The organism is Fischerella sp. PCC 9605 (assembly GCF_000517105.1).
GTDB lineage: Bacteria > Cyanobacteriota > Cyanobacteriia > Cyanobacteriales > Nostocaceae > PCC9605.
Window position 1 is genome coordinate 2,786,128 of record NZ_KI912148.1, and the last position, 17,043, is coordinate 2,803,170.

Annotated in this window: 9 protein-coding genes and 4 pseudogenes; 7 read left to right on the forward strand and 6 right to left on the reverse strand. The window is 42.0% G+C overall.

Annotation, left to right across the window (positions count from 1 at the left end; all coding sequences use genetic code 11):
• The first annotated feature begins 903 nt into the window (after positions 1–903).
• Genes FIS9605_RS37080 through FIS9605_RS0114545 form a run of 3 tightly spaced genes read left to right on the forward strand, consistent with a single transcriptional unit; the run spans position 904 to position 6,161 of the window.
• Positions 904–4,149, forward strand: coding sequence for an aminotransferase class I/II-fold pyridoxal phosphate-dependent enzyme (locus tag FIS9605_RS37080; RefSeq protein ID WP_231510333.1), 3,246 nt, complete (start codon positions 904–906; stop codon positions 4,147–4,149).
• Between the two features lie 29 nt (positions 4,150–4,178).
• Positions 4,179–4,994 (forward strand): SDR family oxidoreductase, encoded by an 816-nt coding sequence (locus tag FIS9605_RS0114540; RefSeq protein ID WP_026733243.1) that lies wholly within the window; start codon positions 4,179–4,181, stop codon positions 4,992–4,994.
• Between the two features lie 9 nt (positions 4,995–5,003).
• Entirely contained in the window at positions 5,004–6,161 is a 1,158-nt protein-coding gene (locus FIS9605_RS0114545) for a glycosyltransferase (RefSeq protein WP_026733244.1), read from the forward strand.
• 124 nt (positions 6,162–6,285) lie between these two features.
• Here FIS9605_RS0114545 and FIS9605_RS0114550 read toward each other — a convergent pair whose 3' ends face one another.
• Both FIS9605_RS0114550 and FIS9605_RS0114555 read right to left on the reverse strand, forming a co-directional pair.
• Entirely contained in the window at positions 6,286–7,575 is a 1,290-nt protein-coding gene (locus FIS9605_RS0114550; RefSeq protein WP_026733245.1) for a glycosyltransferase, read from the reverse strand.
• Positions 7,576–7,579: 4 nt separating this feature from the next.
• Complete coding sequence (locus FIS9605_RS0114555; RefSeq protein WP_231510334.1) at positions 7,580–9,367, reverse strand: fatty acyl-AMP ligase; 1,788 nt, start codon at positions 9,365–9,367, stop codon at positions 7,580–7,582.
• A 145-nt stretch (positions 9,368–9,512) separates the two neighbouring features.
• On the opposite strand from FIS9605_RS0114555, the gene FIS9605_RS0114560 reads away from it, so the two are divergent.
• Complete coding sequence (locus FIS9605_RS0114560) at positions 9,513–10,028, forward strand: sterol desaturase family protein (protein WP_026733247.1); 516 nt, start codon at positions 9,513–9,515, stop codon at positions 10,026–10,028.
• A gap of 339 nt (positions 10,029–10,367) precedes the next feature.
• Here FIS9605_RS0114560 and FIS9605_RS0114565 read toward each other — a convergent pair whose 3' ends face one another.
• Complete coding sequence (locus tag FIS9605_RS0114565) at positions 10,368–11,681, reverse strand: lipopolysaccharide biosynthesis protein (RefSeq protein ID WP_231510335.1); 1,314 nt, start codon at positions 11,679–11,681, stop codon at positions 10,368–10,370.
• 64 nt (positions 11,682–11,745) lie between these two features.
• Between FIS9605_RS0114565 and devC the strand changes: the two genes are divergently transcribed.
• Both devC and FIS9605_RS0114575 read left to right on the forward strand, forming a co-directional pair.
• The gene (devC, locus tag FIS9605_RS0114570; RefSeq protein WP_026733249.1) at positions 11,746–12,912 is read left to right on the forward strand and encodes an ABC transporter permease DevC; all 1,167 of its coding nucleotides are present in this window, start codon (positions 11,746–11,748) and stop codon (positions 12,910–12,912) included.
• Between the two features lie 40 nt (positions 12,913–12,952).
• Complete coding sequence (locus tag FIS9605_RS0114575) at positions 12,953–13,663, forward strand: ATP-binding cassette domain-containing protein (protein ID WP_231510364.1); 711 nt, start codon at positions 12,953–12,955, stop codon at positions 13,661–13,663.
• Between the two features lie 106 nt (positions 13,664–13,769).
• On the opposite strand, the pseudogene FIS9605_RS37085 reads toward FIS9605_RS0114575, so the two are convergent.
• From FIS9605_RS37085 to iscB, 3 pseudogenes are all read right to left on the reverse strand, one after another.
• Positions 13,770–14,351, reverse strand: a pseudogene (locus tag FIS9605_RS37085) (RNA-guided endonuclease IscB); the annotation flags it as partial.
• Positions 14,318–14,558 (reverse strand): annotated as a pseudogene (locus FIS9605_RS37090) (IS1 family transposase); the annotation flags it as partial. The pseudogenes FIS9605_RS37090 and FIS9605_RS37085, both read right to left, overlap by 34 nt.
• 72 nt (positions 14,559–14,630) lie before the next feature.
• Positions 14,631–15,236: pseudogene (gene iscB / locus FIS9605_RS37095) on the reverse strand (RNA-guided endonuclease IscB); the annotation flags it as partial.
• A 140-nt stretch (positions 15,237–15,376) separates the two neighbouring features.
• On the opposite strand from iscB, the pseudogene FIS9605_RS37100 reads away from it, so the two are divergent.
• A pseudogene (locus FIS9605_RS37100) lies at positions 15,377–16,995 on the forward strand (IS1634 family transposase).
• Positions 16,996–17,043: the final 48 nt, after the last annotated feature.

Genomic DNA, 17,043 nt, shown 5'->3' on the forward strand with positions numbered 1-17,043 from the left:
AGCTAGGCTTGATGAGATGATTAGAACAGGCAAACTCAAACCCTCGATGTAACTCAGATTTTTTGTGACGTAGATGATTTCTGTTCATCATGGGAAAGCATGTAGCAAAAAGTACCGCAGCTACCATCAATGACTGGAGAACGTCGCAGCACTTCAAGAATGCACCTGTCGGAGATTGCCTTTGTCCTGGCGCATTGGGCTTATTTATCCTATCCAACCACTACCACCCCTGACTGGAAGCGGCACATACTGCTCTTTAATCCATCTTTCCACAACTTATTATGTCTTAATTTTTACTCCATCTCCAACAGATGATTCCTCTTGCGCGTAGTTATGGTTTTAACATCTATATTCCCAAGTGCAAGTCTGAGTCATCAAACATTTGTCCTGCTAGCTCATCTTCTTGTTTAACGCTCTTTCTCTCATGTTTTAAGCAAAAGCAAAACAACATTTTCATATTGGCGCTCGCCCTTACGGATGATGCTCAAAGCATCATCCCAGCATCTTGTCGTTTTTGCAGCTAAATATGTAATATTACTATATCCTTAGTTTAATTAATCACTTAACTTTGCTTAATCTCTATTATTCAACTAATGTGATATTTTATGCTCTTTATTTACTTTTTGCGGGTTTAGCCGCTTAGGTGCAAGACTCCCATGCACCGGGGCGCACAGCATAAGGATGAAAATCTCTTCCCCAATCCCCAATCGCCGATCCCCAATCCCTATTTTCAAGCTAGATATGAGCCGACCACTAGCGGCGAATGCCACTAGCAACTCAGGAAAGAAGCACATTTTTCGGGAGTCCTAAAATCCTTGCTGTATCAGGATTCTAAAATGTGCATCTTCAGAGCCGACAGATGAATCACTATACTTTACACCTATTATTCAAATAGCCGTCATAATGATAATCTCTCCAATAAAATCTGATTTTCTTGGTCAAGGAAAAACCCTTGTAGAGTTCTTACACCAAAGAGCAAAACACCAGCCACACCGCAAAGCTTACGTATTTCTGGAAGATGGAGAAATACACACTAGCTGTTTGACTTACCAAGAGTTAGAACATCAAGTACAGGCGATCGCCGCCTATCTCCAATCCATCTCTGCACCAGGCGATCGAGCTTTACTACTTTACCCATCAGGATTGGAGTTTGTTGTCAGCTTTTTCGCTTGTCTCTATGCCGGAATTATCGCTGTTCCTGCTTATCCACCCAAACGCAACCAGAAACTATCTAGATTGCAGGCAATTGTCCGGGATGCCCAAGCTACTTTGTTATTAACCACCACCGATCTTTGCCAACTCATTGAACGACAGGGAGTGGAGGAATATGCATTCAAACAGTTGCAATGGGTTTTGACCGATCGGATAGCTACTAAGGCTGATGACTTTACACCTGTAACAATAGAACCCCATACCACCGCATTCTTACAGTATACCTCTGGTTCCACAGGTACTCCCAAAGGAGTAATAGTTTCCCACAATAATTTAGCTCATAATTGTCATGCTATCCAACATAGCTATCAAGAGAGTGCTGAAGGTATAGTGTTAAACTGGCTACCACTTTACCATGACATGGGATTAGTGGGAGGAACGCTCCAACCCCTACTAGTGGGATTTCCGGTAATATTAATGTCACCGATGTCATTCCTGCAAGACCCGATCCGTTGGTTGAGGGTAATTTCTACCTACAAAGTCACGGTAACAGTAAGCCCCAATTTCGCCTACGATCTTTGCATACAAAAATTTAAACCAGAGGAATTAACCAATCTTGACCTTAGTAGTTGGGAAATTGCCATAAATGGGTCTGAACCTGTACGAGCAGTAACGATCGCCTCTTTTATCAACACATTTGCTCCCTATGGATTTCGTCCCAGCACTTTCCGTCCCTCCTATGGTATGGCAGAAACAACTCTGTTAGTCACAGGTGCAACTAAGTCCAAATCGCCTGTAATTAAGGTTTGCGATGCCAAAGCTTTAGAGGAAAATCAGGTAATTAGTTGCACTACAGAGACTCAAATCCCCCGCAAAATCGTTAGTTGCGGTCATCCTTGTCTTGGTCAAACTGTGGCGATCGTTAATCCTGTTTCCTTAACCCGATGTGCACCAGGTCAAATAGGAGAAATTTGGGTAACAGGTGGGAGTGTAGCACAAGGATATTGGCATCAAGAAGAACTGACAAAGCAAACATTTTGCGCCTATTTGGCAGATACAAAAGAGGGGCCGTTTTTGCGAACTGGGGATCTAGGGTTTTGGGAAGATGAAGCAGGGTTATTTGTCACCGGACGCATTAAGGATATATTGATTATCCGGGGCCGAAATCATTATCCTCAAGATATTGAACAAACTGTAGAAACCAGCCACCCAGCACTGAATTTTCATAGCATTGCAGCTTTTTCTGTGGAAATAGATGGGGATAATTACCTCATCGTCGCCTGTGAGGTGAAGCGGACTTATCTGCGGTATCTCCAGGTTGAGGAAGTAGCAAAAGCCATTAGACGAGCAGTGTTAAGAGAACATGACCTGCAAGTTTATCAAGTCTTGTTACTTAAACCAGGAACTCTCCCTAAAACCTCCAGTGGTAAAGTCCAGCGTCTCGCCTGTCGTGAAGCTTTCTTAGCGGGTAATTTACCGTTAGTAGCTTCAGAATTAATAGATATTTCTCGAATAGCAGCACATCCTCAAGAGTATTCTGTAGAGTCAATCCAAAACTGGATATGCCAATGGTTAGCAGCAAAATTACATATTCCTATCCAATCTGTTGACCAGAATGAATCTTTTGAAGCTTATGGTTTAGATTCCCTGACAGCTGCCAAATTTATCCAAGACCTGGAAAGCTGGTCAGGATATTTGCTCAATATTTCTGCACTACAATCATTGGGAGCAATCGCCAACTTAGCACAATATCTGGCGAAAGAACTTGCTCATCAGCATGGTCAGCCTCTGGCTCAAATTCCCCCCGAATATTATCAACTTGAATGCTTTCCAGAATACACCCAACTCCAGCAACGATTAACCCAGATTCAAACTCTAGAAATTCCCAATCCTTATTTTCAAGTGCAGGAATCCATAACTAGGGATTGTACTCAAATTCAAGGACGTACACTGATTAACTATTCAACCTACAACTATCTGGGGTTATCAGGAGAGCCGATAGTTTCCGCAGCAGCCAAAGAAGCGATCGATCGCTATGGTACATCAGTTTGTGCTAGTCGGTTGGCATCAGGTGAACGTTTCCTACATCAAGAACTAGAACAAGAACTAGCAGATTTTATTGGCGTAGAAGACTGCATTGTGTATGTAAGTGGTCATGCGACCAATGTTACTACGATCGGTCATCTGTTTAATTCCCAAGATTTAATCTTTTACGATGCCTTCAGTCACAATAGCATTTTGCAGGGTTGTGCTTTATCCGGTGCTAAAACCGTGCCTTTTCCCCATAACGATTGGCAAGCTTTGGATCGGATGCTACAAGACCAACGCCAACAGTATCGGCGAGTACTCATTGTCATTGAAGGCATTTACAGTATGGATGGGGATATCCCGGACTTACCTCGGTTTATTGAGTTGAAGCAACGGCACAAAACCTTACTAATGGTAGACGAAGCCCATTCCATTGGTGTATTAGGTCAACATGGACGGGGTATTGGTGAGTTTTTCGATGTAGAGCGAAATCATGTGGATCTGTGGATGGGGACATTGAGTAAAGCTTTCGCCAGTTGTGGAGGATATGTTGCTGGGTCAAAAGCTTTAGTAAATTATTTGAAATATACTGTTCCTGGCTTTGTTTACAGCGTAGGATTATCCCCAGCCAACACTGCTGCTGCTTTAGCATCTCTGCGTTTACTTAAATCAGAACCGGGACGAGTTAAAACTTTACAACAGCGATCGCAGCAATTTTTGCAACTAGCTCAAGCACAGGGTTGGAACACAGCTACAAGTCAGAATTCTCCCATTATTCCTATTGTTGTGGGAAATTCTCTTACTTGTATCCAGCTATCTCATACTCTCTTCCAAGCCGGAATTAACGTCCAACCAATGATTTATCCTGCTGTAGCCAATGATGCTGCACGTCTGCGCTTTTTTATCAGTTGTTTGCATACAGAAGCACAGATTAATCAAACCATCGCCACTCTGGCAAATGCCAAATGAAAGGGAATTCTTAAAAACCATAAATAAAGATGTATAAACATGCAATGATTACAGGTGGTTCTAGTGGTATTGGTAAAGCGATCGCCACTCTGCTGATTAAATCTGGTGCTAATGTCTGCATTATTGCTCGCAACCAAACCAAGCTCAACTCTACCAAAGCAGAACTCGAAACCTTAAAAACCTACCCCGAACAGCAAATCTTAGCCATCTGTGCAGATGTGTCTCAATGGGAACAAGTAGAAAGAGCGATCGCCACAGCCATAGCTGAGTTAGGTTCACCAGACTTATTAATTACCTCTGCTGGTATTGCCCATCCAGGATATTTTACAGAGCTAGAAGTCGCCATCTTTGAGGAAACAATGGCGATCAATTACTTTGGCACTCTTTACTGTATCAAAGCTGCTTTACCCGCCATGTTTCAACAACAAAAAGGTCACATTGTCATAATTTCTTCAGGAGCCGGCCTAATTGGTTTGTATGGTTATACACCATATAGCCCTAGTAAATTTGCTGTGCGGGGATTAGCTGAGTCATTACGGGGTGAACTCAAAACCGCAGGTTTAGACATTTCCATTGTTTACCCACCGGATACTGATACACCCCAATTAGCAGCCGAAAATCAAACTAAGCCACCCGAAACCAAACTGATTACACAATCAGCCCAAATGATGACCGCAGAGAAAGTGGCAATTGAGATTTTACAAGGAATCACCCGCAAAGCATTTGCAATTACACCAGGATTAGAAATGTCTCTTTTGATGCGGCTACACAGTTTTTTTGCTCCCCTACTGCAATGGCATTTTGATTGCATTGTCAGGGAATCGCGTAAATTGAAAGAATTTTAAAAAGTTTGTATGAGTTCAAAGACAACCTTTTCACTACATATTTTTACTCTCAATGCAGGTGGGGGACATTACGCCACCTTAAAAGCTTTAAATGCGATCGCCGAGCAGCAAAAACGACCTTGGCAAATTACAGTAACAGATATTAGTCAATTAACGGACTTGTTAGATCCCTACAAAAAGCTGTTTGGGGTAAATGCCAATGAAATGTATAACGATATGCTCAGTATGGATTGGACATGGTTTCATCCGGTGAGTATGTTTCTCGACAAGTTTTTGATTAGCTTGTTATATCCGCAAGCAGTGAAAGTGGGAGAACAGCATTGGCGACAGCAAACATCTATTGATTTAGTAATTTCTTTAGTACCTCTGCACAATCGAGTCATTTGGGAAAGTCTGCAACGAGTTAAACCAGGCACACCGATGGTAACAATTTTAACTGATTTTGCAGATAGTCCTCCCCATTTCTGGATCGAACCTGAAACCAAGAGTTATTTTATCTGTGGTACAGAACGAGCAACAAACCAAGCCCGTGCTTTAGGTGTATTAGAGGAGTATATTATACATACTTCAGGATTAATTGCTCATCCCCGATTTTATCAACCAATTGGCTGCGATCGCCCTATCGAAAGACAGCGTTTAGGATTAGATCCAGATAGAATCACAGCGATCGTCTCATTTGGGGCTAAAGGCTGTGCAACTATGCTAGACATAGCCCGCGATTTAGAGCGTATCAGTGACAGAGTGCAGGTAATTTTTCTCTGTGGTACTAATAAAAAACTGGCACAAGCATTACAAGAACGTCCAACTCAGTTAAAGCAGCATATCCAAGGTTTTACCGAAGACGTACCATATTTTATGAATCTGGCTGATTTTTTGATCGGTAAACCAGGTTCTATCAGTATGAGTGAAGCGATCGTCATGAATTTACCTGTAATTGTAGATCGTAATTATTCAACACTGATTAATGAAAAATATAATGCTGACTGGATTTTAGAAAATCAAGTTGGTATGGCAATTAAAAGTTTCAAGCAAATTGTTCCAGCTATTGAAGAACTCTTAAAACCTGAAAATTGGTTGCGCTATAAAGCGAATATTACAGCGATTCAAAACCGGGCTATATTTGAAATACCTGATATTTTACAGAGCATTATTACAGGGTTAGTCTAAACTCCAGGTCTAAACTCCAGTAATGAAAGGTTATAGCGCCTCCTAAGAAGCAATTGCATCTCATTACGACATAGGAATATAGGCTAATACTCAAACGTATTGATCGACCTATTTTGAGTGCTTTTTAGTTAAAAGAATGGGGAGTTGACAAGATAATTTTGGACAGATTGGCGCGTTGTTCTGCAAAAGTAGCTGGATAGGTTTTGAGCAGTGTTGCGATTCGGTTTTGGTAAAGTTCTTTTTCCTCTAGCAATCGCTTTAATTTCAGCTTTAAATCCTGCTGATTTTGAAAACATTCACCCAATTGATATTTTTCTAAAAAATTAATAGCTCCCCGGTCATTAGCTGCTGCTTGTCGGGGAAGCAGTAACGGCGTCTGAGCAAGCAAAGCTTCCAATAAAACACCTGCTGAGGGACGAGCCAAAATCACATCTACAGCAGACATCCATTCATGGAGATTATCTACAAAACCAAGCGTTCGCACTTGATAATTTTGGTTTTGTTCAGCCATTTGCTCAATCTTCACACGCAGATTTTCATCTCGACCGCAAGCTACAATTATTACTAAGGAATTCAGAGAAAAATCTTGTAAACATTTTAGGTGTTTTGTACAAAAGTTACCGCCAAAACTACCACTAATAATGAGAATACAGGAATCTGCTGGAGGTAATTCAAAGCGATCGCGGAGTTTTTTTTGCTCTCTGGTGGTAAAGTGCTTTGCTTCACGCAGAGGGCCAATTACCTGACAGCGAGCTTGATTTTGGGGTTGGTAATCTTGATTTATATTTCGATAAATTCGATTTTGCGAATAGCAAAGTACAAAATCATAAAAATATTTACCAATAAATCGAATCTGCTCAGATATTTTGCTAGAACGGGTTAACTCATCAGACCAATAAGTGAGTTTAAACGAAAAACTTTGTATAGCATTGACGGTTTCTGGAAAATAACAAATATGGATGGCATCGGTCGAAACTAAATCTATAAAAACAGACAAATCTGTAATTACGAGAAAAAAGGGAATTTGTTTTTCTTTAGCCCAACTACCTAAGCATTTTCCAGCACTATCGGCGGTACAAATAAGAATATCTGGCGCAATCTTATCTAAAGTCTGATGCATGGCTGCAACTGAACTGACTTCGCCGATGGGCAATAAAATCAAGCGCATCAGATAATTTATTAATCCATCCGCCAGCTTGATCCAGTTATAGCGCATGAAAAAATTCCAGGCGCTAACCCATGTTTTAGTCAAAAATTCACTCAATGGGTCTTGCAGTAATTCCGTGATGGTATATCTGAGAGTCTCAACGCGATCGCCCTGTAAAATCTGCTCAGCCAGGATATTAGCCATTACTTCATGACCCATTCCCGATCGCTCATAGACAATCAAAATTTTAATTTTTGCATCAGACATGGAATTAGGTTTCCTCCATGCCAGGTAAACCAGTCAAATCAGCAGGATCTAATCGCTCAGAAACTGGACAAAACCATTGTTCAACCAATGCTAATTTACCCGCTAAAAACAAATCTCGACAGCGACGACGTTGGACTTTACCGCTTGTGGTTTTGGGGAGGGTGCTAGGTTTGATGAGAGCGATCGCATAAACTTCCACCAAATGCTGCATAATCATAGCTTGGCGAATCGTTGCGATTATCTCTGCTAGCTGCTCAGAATTTAACTTGCGGAGAGTGTGACGATTCACTTCTTGCACAATTATCAATCTTTCCTCTCCCTCCACATCTACAGAAAAAGCTGCACTAGCATTAGCTGATAAAGCTGGATGGCTCTTTTCTGAAGTCTGTTCCAGAATTTGCGGATAGAAATTGCGTCCCCAAAAAATCATCATGTCTTTGAGGCGACCAGTAATAAACAGTTCATGATTGTGAATAAAACCTAAATCCCCAGTTCTTAAAAAGGGGCCTTCACCACTATCTGCTAAGTAACCCTGGAAAGTTCGCCCAGTTTCTTCAGGTCGATGCCAATAACTGCTACTCACTCCCAGACCTTGCACCCAAATTTCCCCTACACCATCAGACAAACAAGGAGTTAGAGTCTGGGGATTGACAATAATCACCCGATTTCCCGGCCAAGCATGACCGCAACTAGTCACCGCCCGCGCCCCTGGTTGATCTTTTGCTACCATCACCACACGATTTTGTTGTAAAGCTTGCTCATCTACAAACTGAATGGTTGATGTTTTATTGACTGCACCTCCAGAAATCACCAAAGTTGCTTCCGCCATGCCATAGGATAGATAAAATGCTTCTCGTCGAAAGCCATAAGGTGCAAATATTTCTGTAAAGCGTTCCAGAGTTTCAGATCGCACTGGTTCAGCCCCATTCCCCGCAATTTGCCAATTACTTAAATCAAGGTCGGTGATTTCTTCTGGTTTAACTCTCTGCACGCAAATATCATAAGCAAAATTAGGCCCGCCACTGATTGTTGCCTTGTAGGTCGAAACCGCCTTGAGCCAACGAGAGGGATTTTGAAACACAGCTATTGGTGACATGAAAGCTGCAAAAGCTCCAGCATAAATCGTTTGCATCACACCAGCCACCAATCCCATATCATGAGTTAAAGGCAACCAACCAACCCCGCAAAAGTCCAGAGTAGGAAAAGTTTGCTGAAAATTGGCGCAGTTTTGTAACACATTACCGTGGGTAATCACCACTGCTTTCGGAGTTCCCGTTGAGCCAGAGGTGTACTGAAAATAGGCGATCGCATCACGTTCAATTTTTTGCTCCTGCCAGTTTGCGGCATTAGCCACCAAAACTCGATCCGTAGCTATCCAAGACAAGTTTTTGCCGTCGGGAAATTGAGCCTGCCATGAACCCTGTAACTTATCTATCATTGCCGCAGAAGTCAGAGCAACATCCACTTGGCACTCTTGGATACGAAACCTAAAATCTGCCCATTCTTCCGGATTTTGCGGCGGTCTTGTGGGTATAGCAATTACCCCCGCGTAGAAGCAGCCAAACAGAGCAGCAATAAACTCCAAACAAGCATTGAAGGGATAAACCAATAAGACGCGATCACCAACAGAAGTAACAGACTGAAGACTAGCAGCAATAGCACGAGCCTGCCCGTCGAGATTTTGATATGTCAGACAACCAGACTCAATTTCCCCATCTTTGAGAAAAGTGAAAGCCCGATCGTGGGGTTGTCTTTGAGCGCGATCGCTAAGGAGTTCAATTAGAGATTTCAACGAAATAGATAACACTTGACGTAAATTTTATACTAAGTACTGGTCAAACTAATGATAATGCATCTTAGTGCAAGAAGGCAGGAAGCAGTGAGCATTTTGGCTTCCTTATTACCCTCATTTTCCCTACACCGTATACTCTTAATCTATGTTGATAAATGTTGCACATATCACAGTTTCTTTTATAGCAACATTGCTGTTCACCAGCCTGGTTGAGTACTGGGGTCATCGCTTGATGCACATATTCCCCAAAACTTGCCGATTTCATGTCGATCACCATCAAGATGGAACAGGACAGGGAGTAGTGCCAGAATTTCGAGATTATATTGTTGGAGGTTTGCCTCTGCTGTTGTTAACATTTCTGCTTCTTCAACTAGCTGGGGCAAACTGGTACATTAAAATTAGTTGGGTAATAGGATGCTTAGGCTACACGATATTTGCGGCTTATGCTCATCAACTCCAACATGAGAACCCCAAACTCTGTTTCTGGATAGCGATGCCAGTTCACTATGTTCATCACCAATACAACCAGTGGCATCATAACTTTAGTATTGGTGTTGACTGGTGGGATCGAGTCTTTAGAACCCATAAACCTGTAGATTGGCGGACTGAGGCTGAGTTGAAGACAGAACAGCAAGGATATTTGCAGATTCGCTGGTGGTGATTTTATCAGTGGTTAACAGCCGGAAAAAGGCAAGCAACGAAAGAGCAATAAACATTTGAATAACCGGGCATTAACTTAATACACAATTGCATAAGGTCATAGCGAAAATTTGAACGAAGCCTCTGCGTACCTTTGCGTTAAAAACACTATCTACCTTGATGGTACTACCAGCCCTTTGGTGGTGTAAATCTGGAAAATAAAAATTTCTTGGTGTCTTAGTGTCTTGGTGTTTCAAAAATTATTTTTTCACCACAAAGACACAAAGACACAAAGAGGAAATATAGCTTCTTAACTGAGATAATGGTTCTTTTTCTATCTACCTTGAAAGGGCTGATGGTACTACCTACGACGCAGTTGAGGCCAGATTAGCAGACTATTGAAAATTAATATTAAAGCTGTGGACGATAAGGTGGCAATTCCTGTACCTACAATCCCAAAAAATTTAGTTAAAACTAGTAACAACGGCAAATAAACTCCCAAAATGGCGATCGCATTTACTCGCAAGGGAAAACTGGGCTTGCCGATTGCATAAAAGGCGGGTTCTAAGGCACAATTTCCCATTGTGAAGATTTCTGCTACCACTAACAGTACTAAGCTTCCATAAGCTGAAATAAATGTCTCGCCAAAGGCAAACTTCAGAACGATCTGACCTAAGCAAACGCTAATAATAAAAATTATCACTCCAATACTGATGGCGATCGCCGTCGATTTCAGCAGTAAGATTGCGAACAAGCGCCATTTTTCCTGACTTTCTAACCGTGCCAATTCTGGATAGATAGATTGAGTCAAAATCTGAGCTATATCCTTAAGCGGAGTAGACAACTCATAGCTTACCTGGAACAGTCCTGCGGCTGAGGGAGTAGCGAAAATTCCCACTACTAAGGGACTGGCTTGTCTCATCACCATTGGCAGAGAAGAATCGAGGTTAGACACAATGCAAAACTTCAACAAGCCAGGATGGGATTGGCTCAAGTTCATTAAAGACCAATTTATATTCTTGAGCAAACCTCGTTTCCAAGCTTCTCGCCAACCAACTAAAAACAATAGTAACCCTCCAGATGCCTGAGCAATGAACCAAACTACAAGATACCCCCACAGGGGAGCATTAAGGATGGCAGCTACCATCGCTCCTAACATGGAAATCATGGTAGGAATAGTAATTTGGAAGGCTAACCAATCAAAGCGATTGTAAAGCTGTAATAAACCTTTAGGTGTGGCTGTGGTGGTAAAAAGAATAATCAAGCTACACCACTGCACTTGAGTAATGAGCGTCTGATTCCATCCTATATAGGAACCTAGATAGGGGGCAATGATAACTGCGATCGCTAAACCAACTAACACCCCAACCAGATCGAGTAGGGTAGTAAACTTCAAAAGCTGTTGCAAAGCAACCTTATTTTTCTGTTCCAGACAAATAGCACCGTAACGAATCACTGCCTGAGAAGATTGAAAGGTGGTTAAATCTACAACTATTTGAATGTAGGTTTGGATGAGAACTAGCGTGCCGAAACCTGTAACACCAAGTTGATGGGTAACTGTACTTAAATAAACTAAACTGGTCAATCCAGTTATTACTCGTCCTCCTAACAGCCAAGTAACATTTTTAATAATTCTTCTGAGGAAGATACTGTTGGCCAACCATCGCTTAATCATTGCAGACTAGATATAGCTGAGTAATTACAAATCAATATAATAAATTTTAAGTTTAAAATTATACATGTTTTTCTTGGGAAGAGTCCCTTTAGCCTGGCTGCAACTCACTCGCTATAAGCTACGCCTTGTTGTAGCGATTTTAGGTATTGCTTTTGCCGCAATTCTAATTTTTATGCAATTGGCATTTTTAGATTCTCTCTATGAGAGCCAAACAGCACTACATACTCGTCTCAAGGCAGATTTGATTTTAATTAACTCTCAAATGAAGACTTTGGCTAACACCAGAGATTTTCCTCGGCAATATTTGTATCGCACGCTCAATTTCAGCGAAGTTGACTCTGTTAACTACGTGTATCACGGACAGAATTCTTTTAAGTATGGCAATGTCAGTGGAGGAAAAGGAATTATTATTCTGGGTATTAATCCAGAAAATAGCCCTTTTGAAATTGCCAATTTCGATCGAGTTGCTCATTTGTTAAAGGCTAGGGGTGTTGTTGTATTCGATCGCAACTCTGATTTAAAAGAATATGGCAGTATCTTAGAGGATATAAAATCAGGAAAACCAATTGCAGCAGAAGTAGGCGATCGCCAAGTTTGGATTAGCGGCTTAGTTAATTTTGCTGGTGCTTCCTTTGCCGATGATGGTAATTTGATTACCAGCAGTATGACTTTTAATTATTTGTTTCCCGAACATTCTGCAAACAACATTACTATCGGGTTGGTAAATCTTAAACCTGGTGTTAATAAACAAGCGATCGCTAAAAAAATCAGCACTCTAGTTCCCGCTAGCGTTCAGGTGATGACACGGCAAGAATTTATTGACTATGAAAAACATTATTGGGCTACCAGCGCGCCTATTGGATTTGTATTTAGTATGGGAGTCTTTGTTGGTTTTCTTGTCGGGGTGATTATTGTCTACCAAATTCTCTATGGCGAAGTCTCAGATCATTTACCAGACTACGCTCTTCTCAAAGCCAGAGGCTATAAACATCATTATTTTTTAAACGTTTTGTTTCAAGAAGCACTGATTTTAGCAGTATTAGGTTATATTCCTGGGCTAATTGTCTCTTTGGGATTATATCAAATTGTCAAAGATGCCACAGCTTTGCCCATGAATATGACATTTATCCGAGCATTGTTAGTACTGTTACTAACAGTTATTATGTGCTTTACATCCGGTGCTATTACTATGAATAAGCTGAGAGATGCTAATCCAGCCGACCTGTTTTGAACAATTCTTAATACCAATTTTTAATTCCTCACCCGTGTCTATCTCAACAGTTGTTTTCATTCAAAATCTCAATTACTTTTTTGGAGAAAACAGTCTCAAAAAGCAAGTTTTATGTGACATTAATCTAGAAGTTAAAGCCAAAGAGTTCGTGATTTTGACTGGCCCTTCAGGTTCGGGAAAAAGCACATTGCTCAGTTTAATTGGTTGTCTACGTTCTGTTCAACAAGGAAGTCTAAAGATTTTAGGGCAGGAACTCAATGGTGCTACCAGAGAGCAATTAGTACAAATGCGTCGTAATTTTGGTTATATTACCCAATCAAGTAATTTATTAGATTTCTTAACAGTCCAACAGAATATTCAGATGTCATTGGAACTGCAACCGGACTTTTCCTCAAAAGAAGCTCGTGCTAAAACAGCAGCTATACTGGAGGCTATTGGACTGAGAGATAAACTTGATGCTTATCCGAAAAATCTTTCTGGGGGACAGCGACAAAGAGTAACGATAGCTAGTGCTTTGGTAACTCAACCCAAGTTGGTACTCGCCGACGAACCTACAGCAGCTCTTGATAAGACAGCAGGACGCAATGTAGTAGCCTTAATGCATCGTTTAGCCAAAGAACAGAACAGTGCTGTTCTCATGGTTACTCATGATAATCGGATACTTGATTTGGCAGATCGGATTGTTAATGTTGAAGATGGCAAGTTGGGTTTAGCTTCAAACCAAGAGCTTTCGGATTTTACCTGGTTTTGATGAAGCCCTGTTCCCTGTTAAGAGTCCCTTTTCCCTTTCATCAAAAAACCTCCAGGAGACCCCCACCATACACGAAGTGTTGGTGGTGGGAGTAATTCCTAATCTCTTACTGAGCATAGGAATAACCATCCTTTTTATGAATATGTTTACAAGTTTTGTGACTAATTCCTTGGACTAATCCATTTTTAGTTGAAATATTGAAACTACCACTTGCACGAGTTGCAATTCTTCCAACATATTCGCCTACTTTTTTACCAGAAGTAACAATCGCTTTAACAATATCTCCTGTTTGAAAACCAAAGTGAAATTTTGTTCTTGAACAATGGCGATTAGGAAATCCATACTTATCAGTACGGCAGGATTGGCGTGTGCCGTGACCATTAGCTGTAATCAACAAAGGTTTAACACCTTTGATATTAAGAATTGGTGTTGACTTCCCAACGCAAGCAGCATCTAACCAGTGATATTTTTCTAAATTTTGTTGGCTACGATTGAACTTAGTTAATCCCCCGGAACCTGTTTCTACTGCTAAATCTGTCGATTTCAAAACCTCAAGTAAAGCGAATCTAGTTGTGTTGACTGCTGCTGCATCCGCCAAAGGTCTTTTAGCCTGTTTAAGAATTTTCTCTAACCTTGATGGGTCTTTTTTGAGAAAATCTCTGATATCTTTATTCCCTTTTTTGGCACTTTAATCCAATAAATGATGGTAGTATGATGCACACCTTTGACTCGTTCAATCGCGCGAAAACCCATACCGTTGAGGTACATTTTTACGCATTCTTTTTTGATCTCTTCTGAATATCCTTTCGGCGGATCGTACAGGTCGAGCAACTGGCGGTCGCATTTGATACAAATTTGCCCGCAGCTTACCTCTACGCTTTCCGTTCTTACGAATTTCCCTAGACCCACACTATGGACATTGCACAGTAGATCACCTCAATTCATCCCTCTATTATGCAACGCCTAATTTCGCAGTAAGCGCACTGTCTATTCCACTTTTCGAGCAAGTATTCTCTAGTCTCGTAACCCGCCAAAGTGCCTTGCTGATATTCCTTGCCTTGAATGTCAGGGTTACGCATAACTGCATATCAAAGCGTACTAGTTCTTGGCTAATTGCTTCAATTGGTGCAAATCGACATAACTTCTCAACCCTAGTTTTGATATTATCAACTCGACTTTGCAAGCTTGGTGCTAGCCATCCTTGTGGACGTGTTCTGTTTAAAAAACGTGGTTGACGATATCTGGTTTTGCGGTTTCTTCTGCTTCTACGAAGTTGTCTTCTAGAAGTTAAAGCATCCCGGATTGCAAAACCTCTATGCTTTAACTCAGCAGCGAAGACAACTTCACCTCTAGAATCGTTAACCAATGCAATTCCTGTATATTTTGCACCAGAGTCAATTTTTAATCGCAGTGATTGAACTGGTGCGTCTGGGCGTGATTCTTTTAGGATTAAAGTAAATGGAAATCTTCTAAAAACAGCGGCTTTTTTGTTTCGTAATAACTGCCTCGCTTGCGCTGGATGGATTGGATCTAATGGTCGTTTTTCCGAATCAATAATAAACACTTTGGACATAAAGTCCCTCCTTGCGGGTAAAGTTCGCCGTGAGGCTATGTTTTAAGAGCTTGTTACACCCCACATTCCGCCCTTTGAAGTTTCACACTGGGAATTTAGCGGCATAATTTTCTAAAGGCTAGGAGTAAAGGGGGTGCAGTATTAACAGCGAGTTGATTGTGCAGAACCTGGAGCATCTGGGAATCGTTGCCGGACTGGTAGACTAGTTGGAGATCGTTGAGCAAGTCAATCAACATCTGGGTGAAGATGCGCGAGAAGGCATTAGCCCAGGGTTGGTGGTAAAAGCTATGATTTTGAATGGATTAGGGCTGGGATCAGCGCCTTTGTAGCTGTTTGAGCAATTCTTTGTCGGCAAAGCAACGGAACATTTGCTGGGAGAAGGCGTTCTGGCAGAGCATCTGAATGACGACCGACTAGCACGGGTGCTGGATGCGTTGTATCTGAGTGGGTTAAGCGCATTGTTTATAAGCATTTGCTCGCTGGCTGTGCGAAAGTTTGGAGTGGAGTGCAACAGCACCCATCTCGATTCCAGTTAGTTTGCCGTTGAGGGAAAGTATTTGGAGTCAGCAGTGGTTGGGAGTGCTGCTCCGGTTGCGATTCGCATCACTATGGGTATTCGCGTGACCATCGTCCAGATTTGAAACAGTTTGTGATGAACCTGGTGTGTTGGGCAGACGGAGACATTCGTGCCTTCATCGAGTTAGCGGATGGCAATCAGTCTGATAAAAATCGGTTTGCTGCTCTGCTGCAAGCGTTTAAGACCCAGTGGCACTTTGAGGGGTTGTATGTGGCAGATTCTGCACTTTACAGCCAGGAAAATCTCCAACAATTGTCAGGGTTGCGCTGGTTAACGCGGGTGCCGTTGACGCTCAATATGGCATCGGAGTTAGTCAAGCAGTTGCCAGAGTCTGCTTTGCAACCGAGTGAACTGGAGGGTTATCGGATGGCTTGTGTGTGCTGCGACTATGGCGGCGTACAACAACGATGGTTTGTTGTGGAAAGCCAGGAGCGAAAACAATCTGACCTCAATCAGTTAGAGAAGACATTGGCGAACGCAACAACGCATTGGACATCTCAATTGAGACAACTGTGTACTCAAGAATTTGCCTGTGAAGCCGATGCTTTCGCAGCCCTTAAACAATTTGAGAAGGATTTACCATGGCACCAACTCGATGGAATGGGTGTCAAGCAAAAGTTACACTATCAGAAGCCGGGTAAGCCAAAACGAGGCACTGCTGCAACTGGCGTTACTTACCACCCCCAAGCATTGTTAAAACTCAACTTGACGGTTGTGAAAACGCACCAGCAGCGGGCAGGGCGCTTTATTCTAGCAACCAATGAATTGGAATCTGAGTCATTGAGTGAACAACAGGCATTGGAAGAATACAAGGGGCAGCAAGGCAATGAGCGAGGGTTTCGGTTTCTCAAAGACCCGTTGTTTTTTGCCTCCAGTGTTTTCCTCAAATCCCCAGAGCGCATTATGGCACTGGGCATGATTATGGGCTTATGCTTGCTCGTGTACAACCTGGGTCAACGGCAACTGCGTCAAGCCTTGCAGCAGGCAAACCAAACCCTTCCCAATCAACTGCGTAAGCCCACCCAACGTCCAACTTTACGTTGGATCTTTCAATGTTTTATGGCGGTTCACTATGTTGTCCTGAATCGGGTCAAGCAGATTGTGAATCTGACGGCCGATCGCCGTCGTATCCTGCAATTTTTTGGCGGCTCGACCTGTCGGCAGTACTACCTGCTTTGTTGAAAACGGCAGTTAATTCTGACTGTGCCAGTGGAAAGGGCGGAATATAGG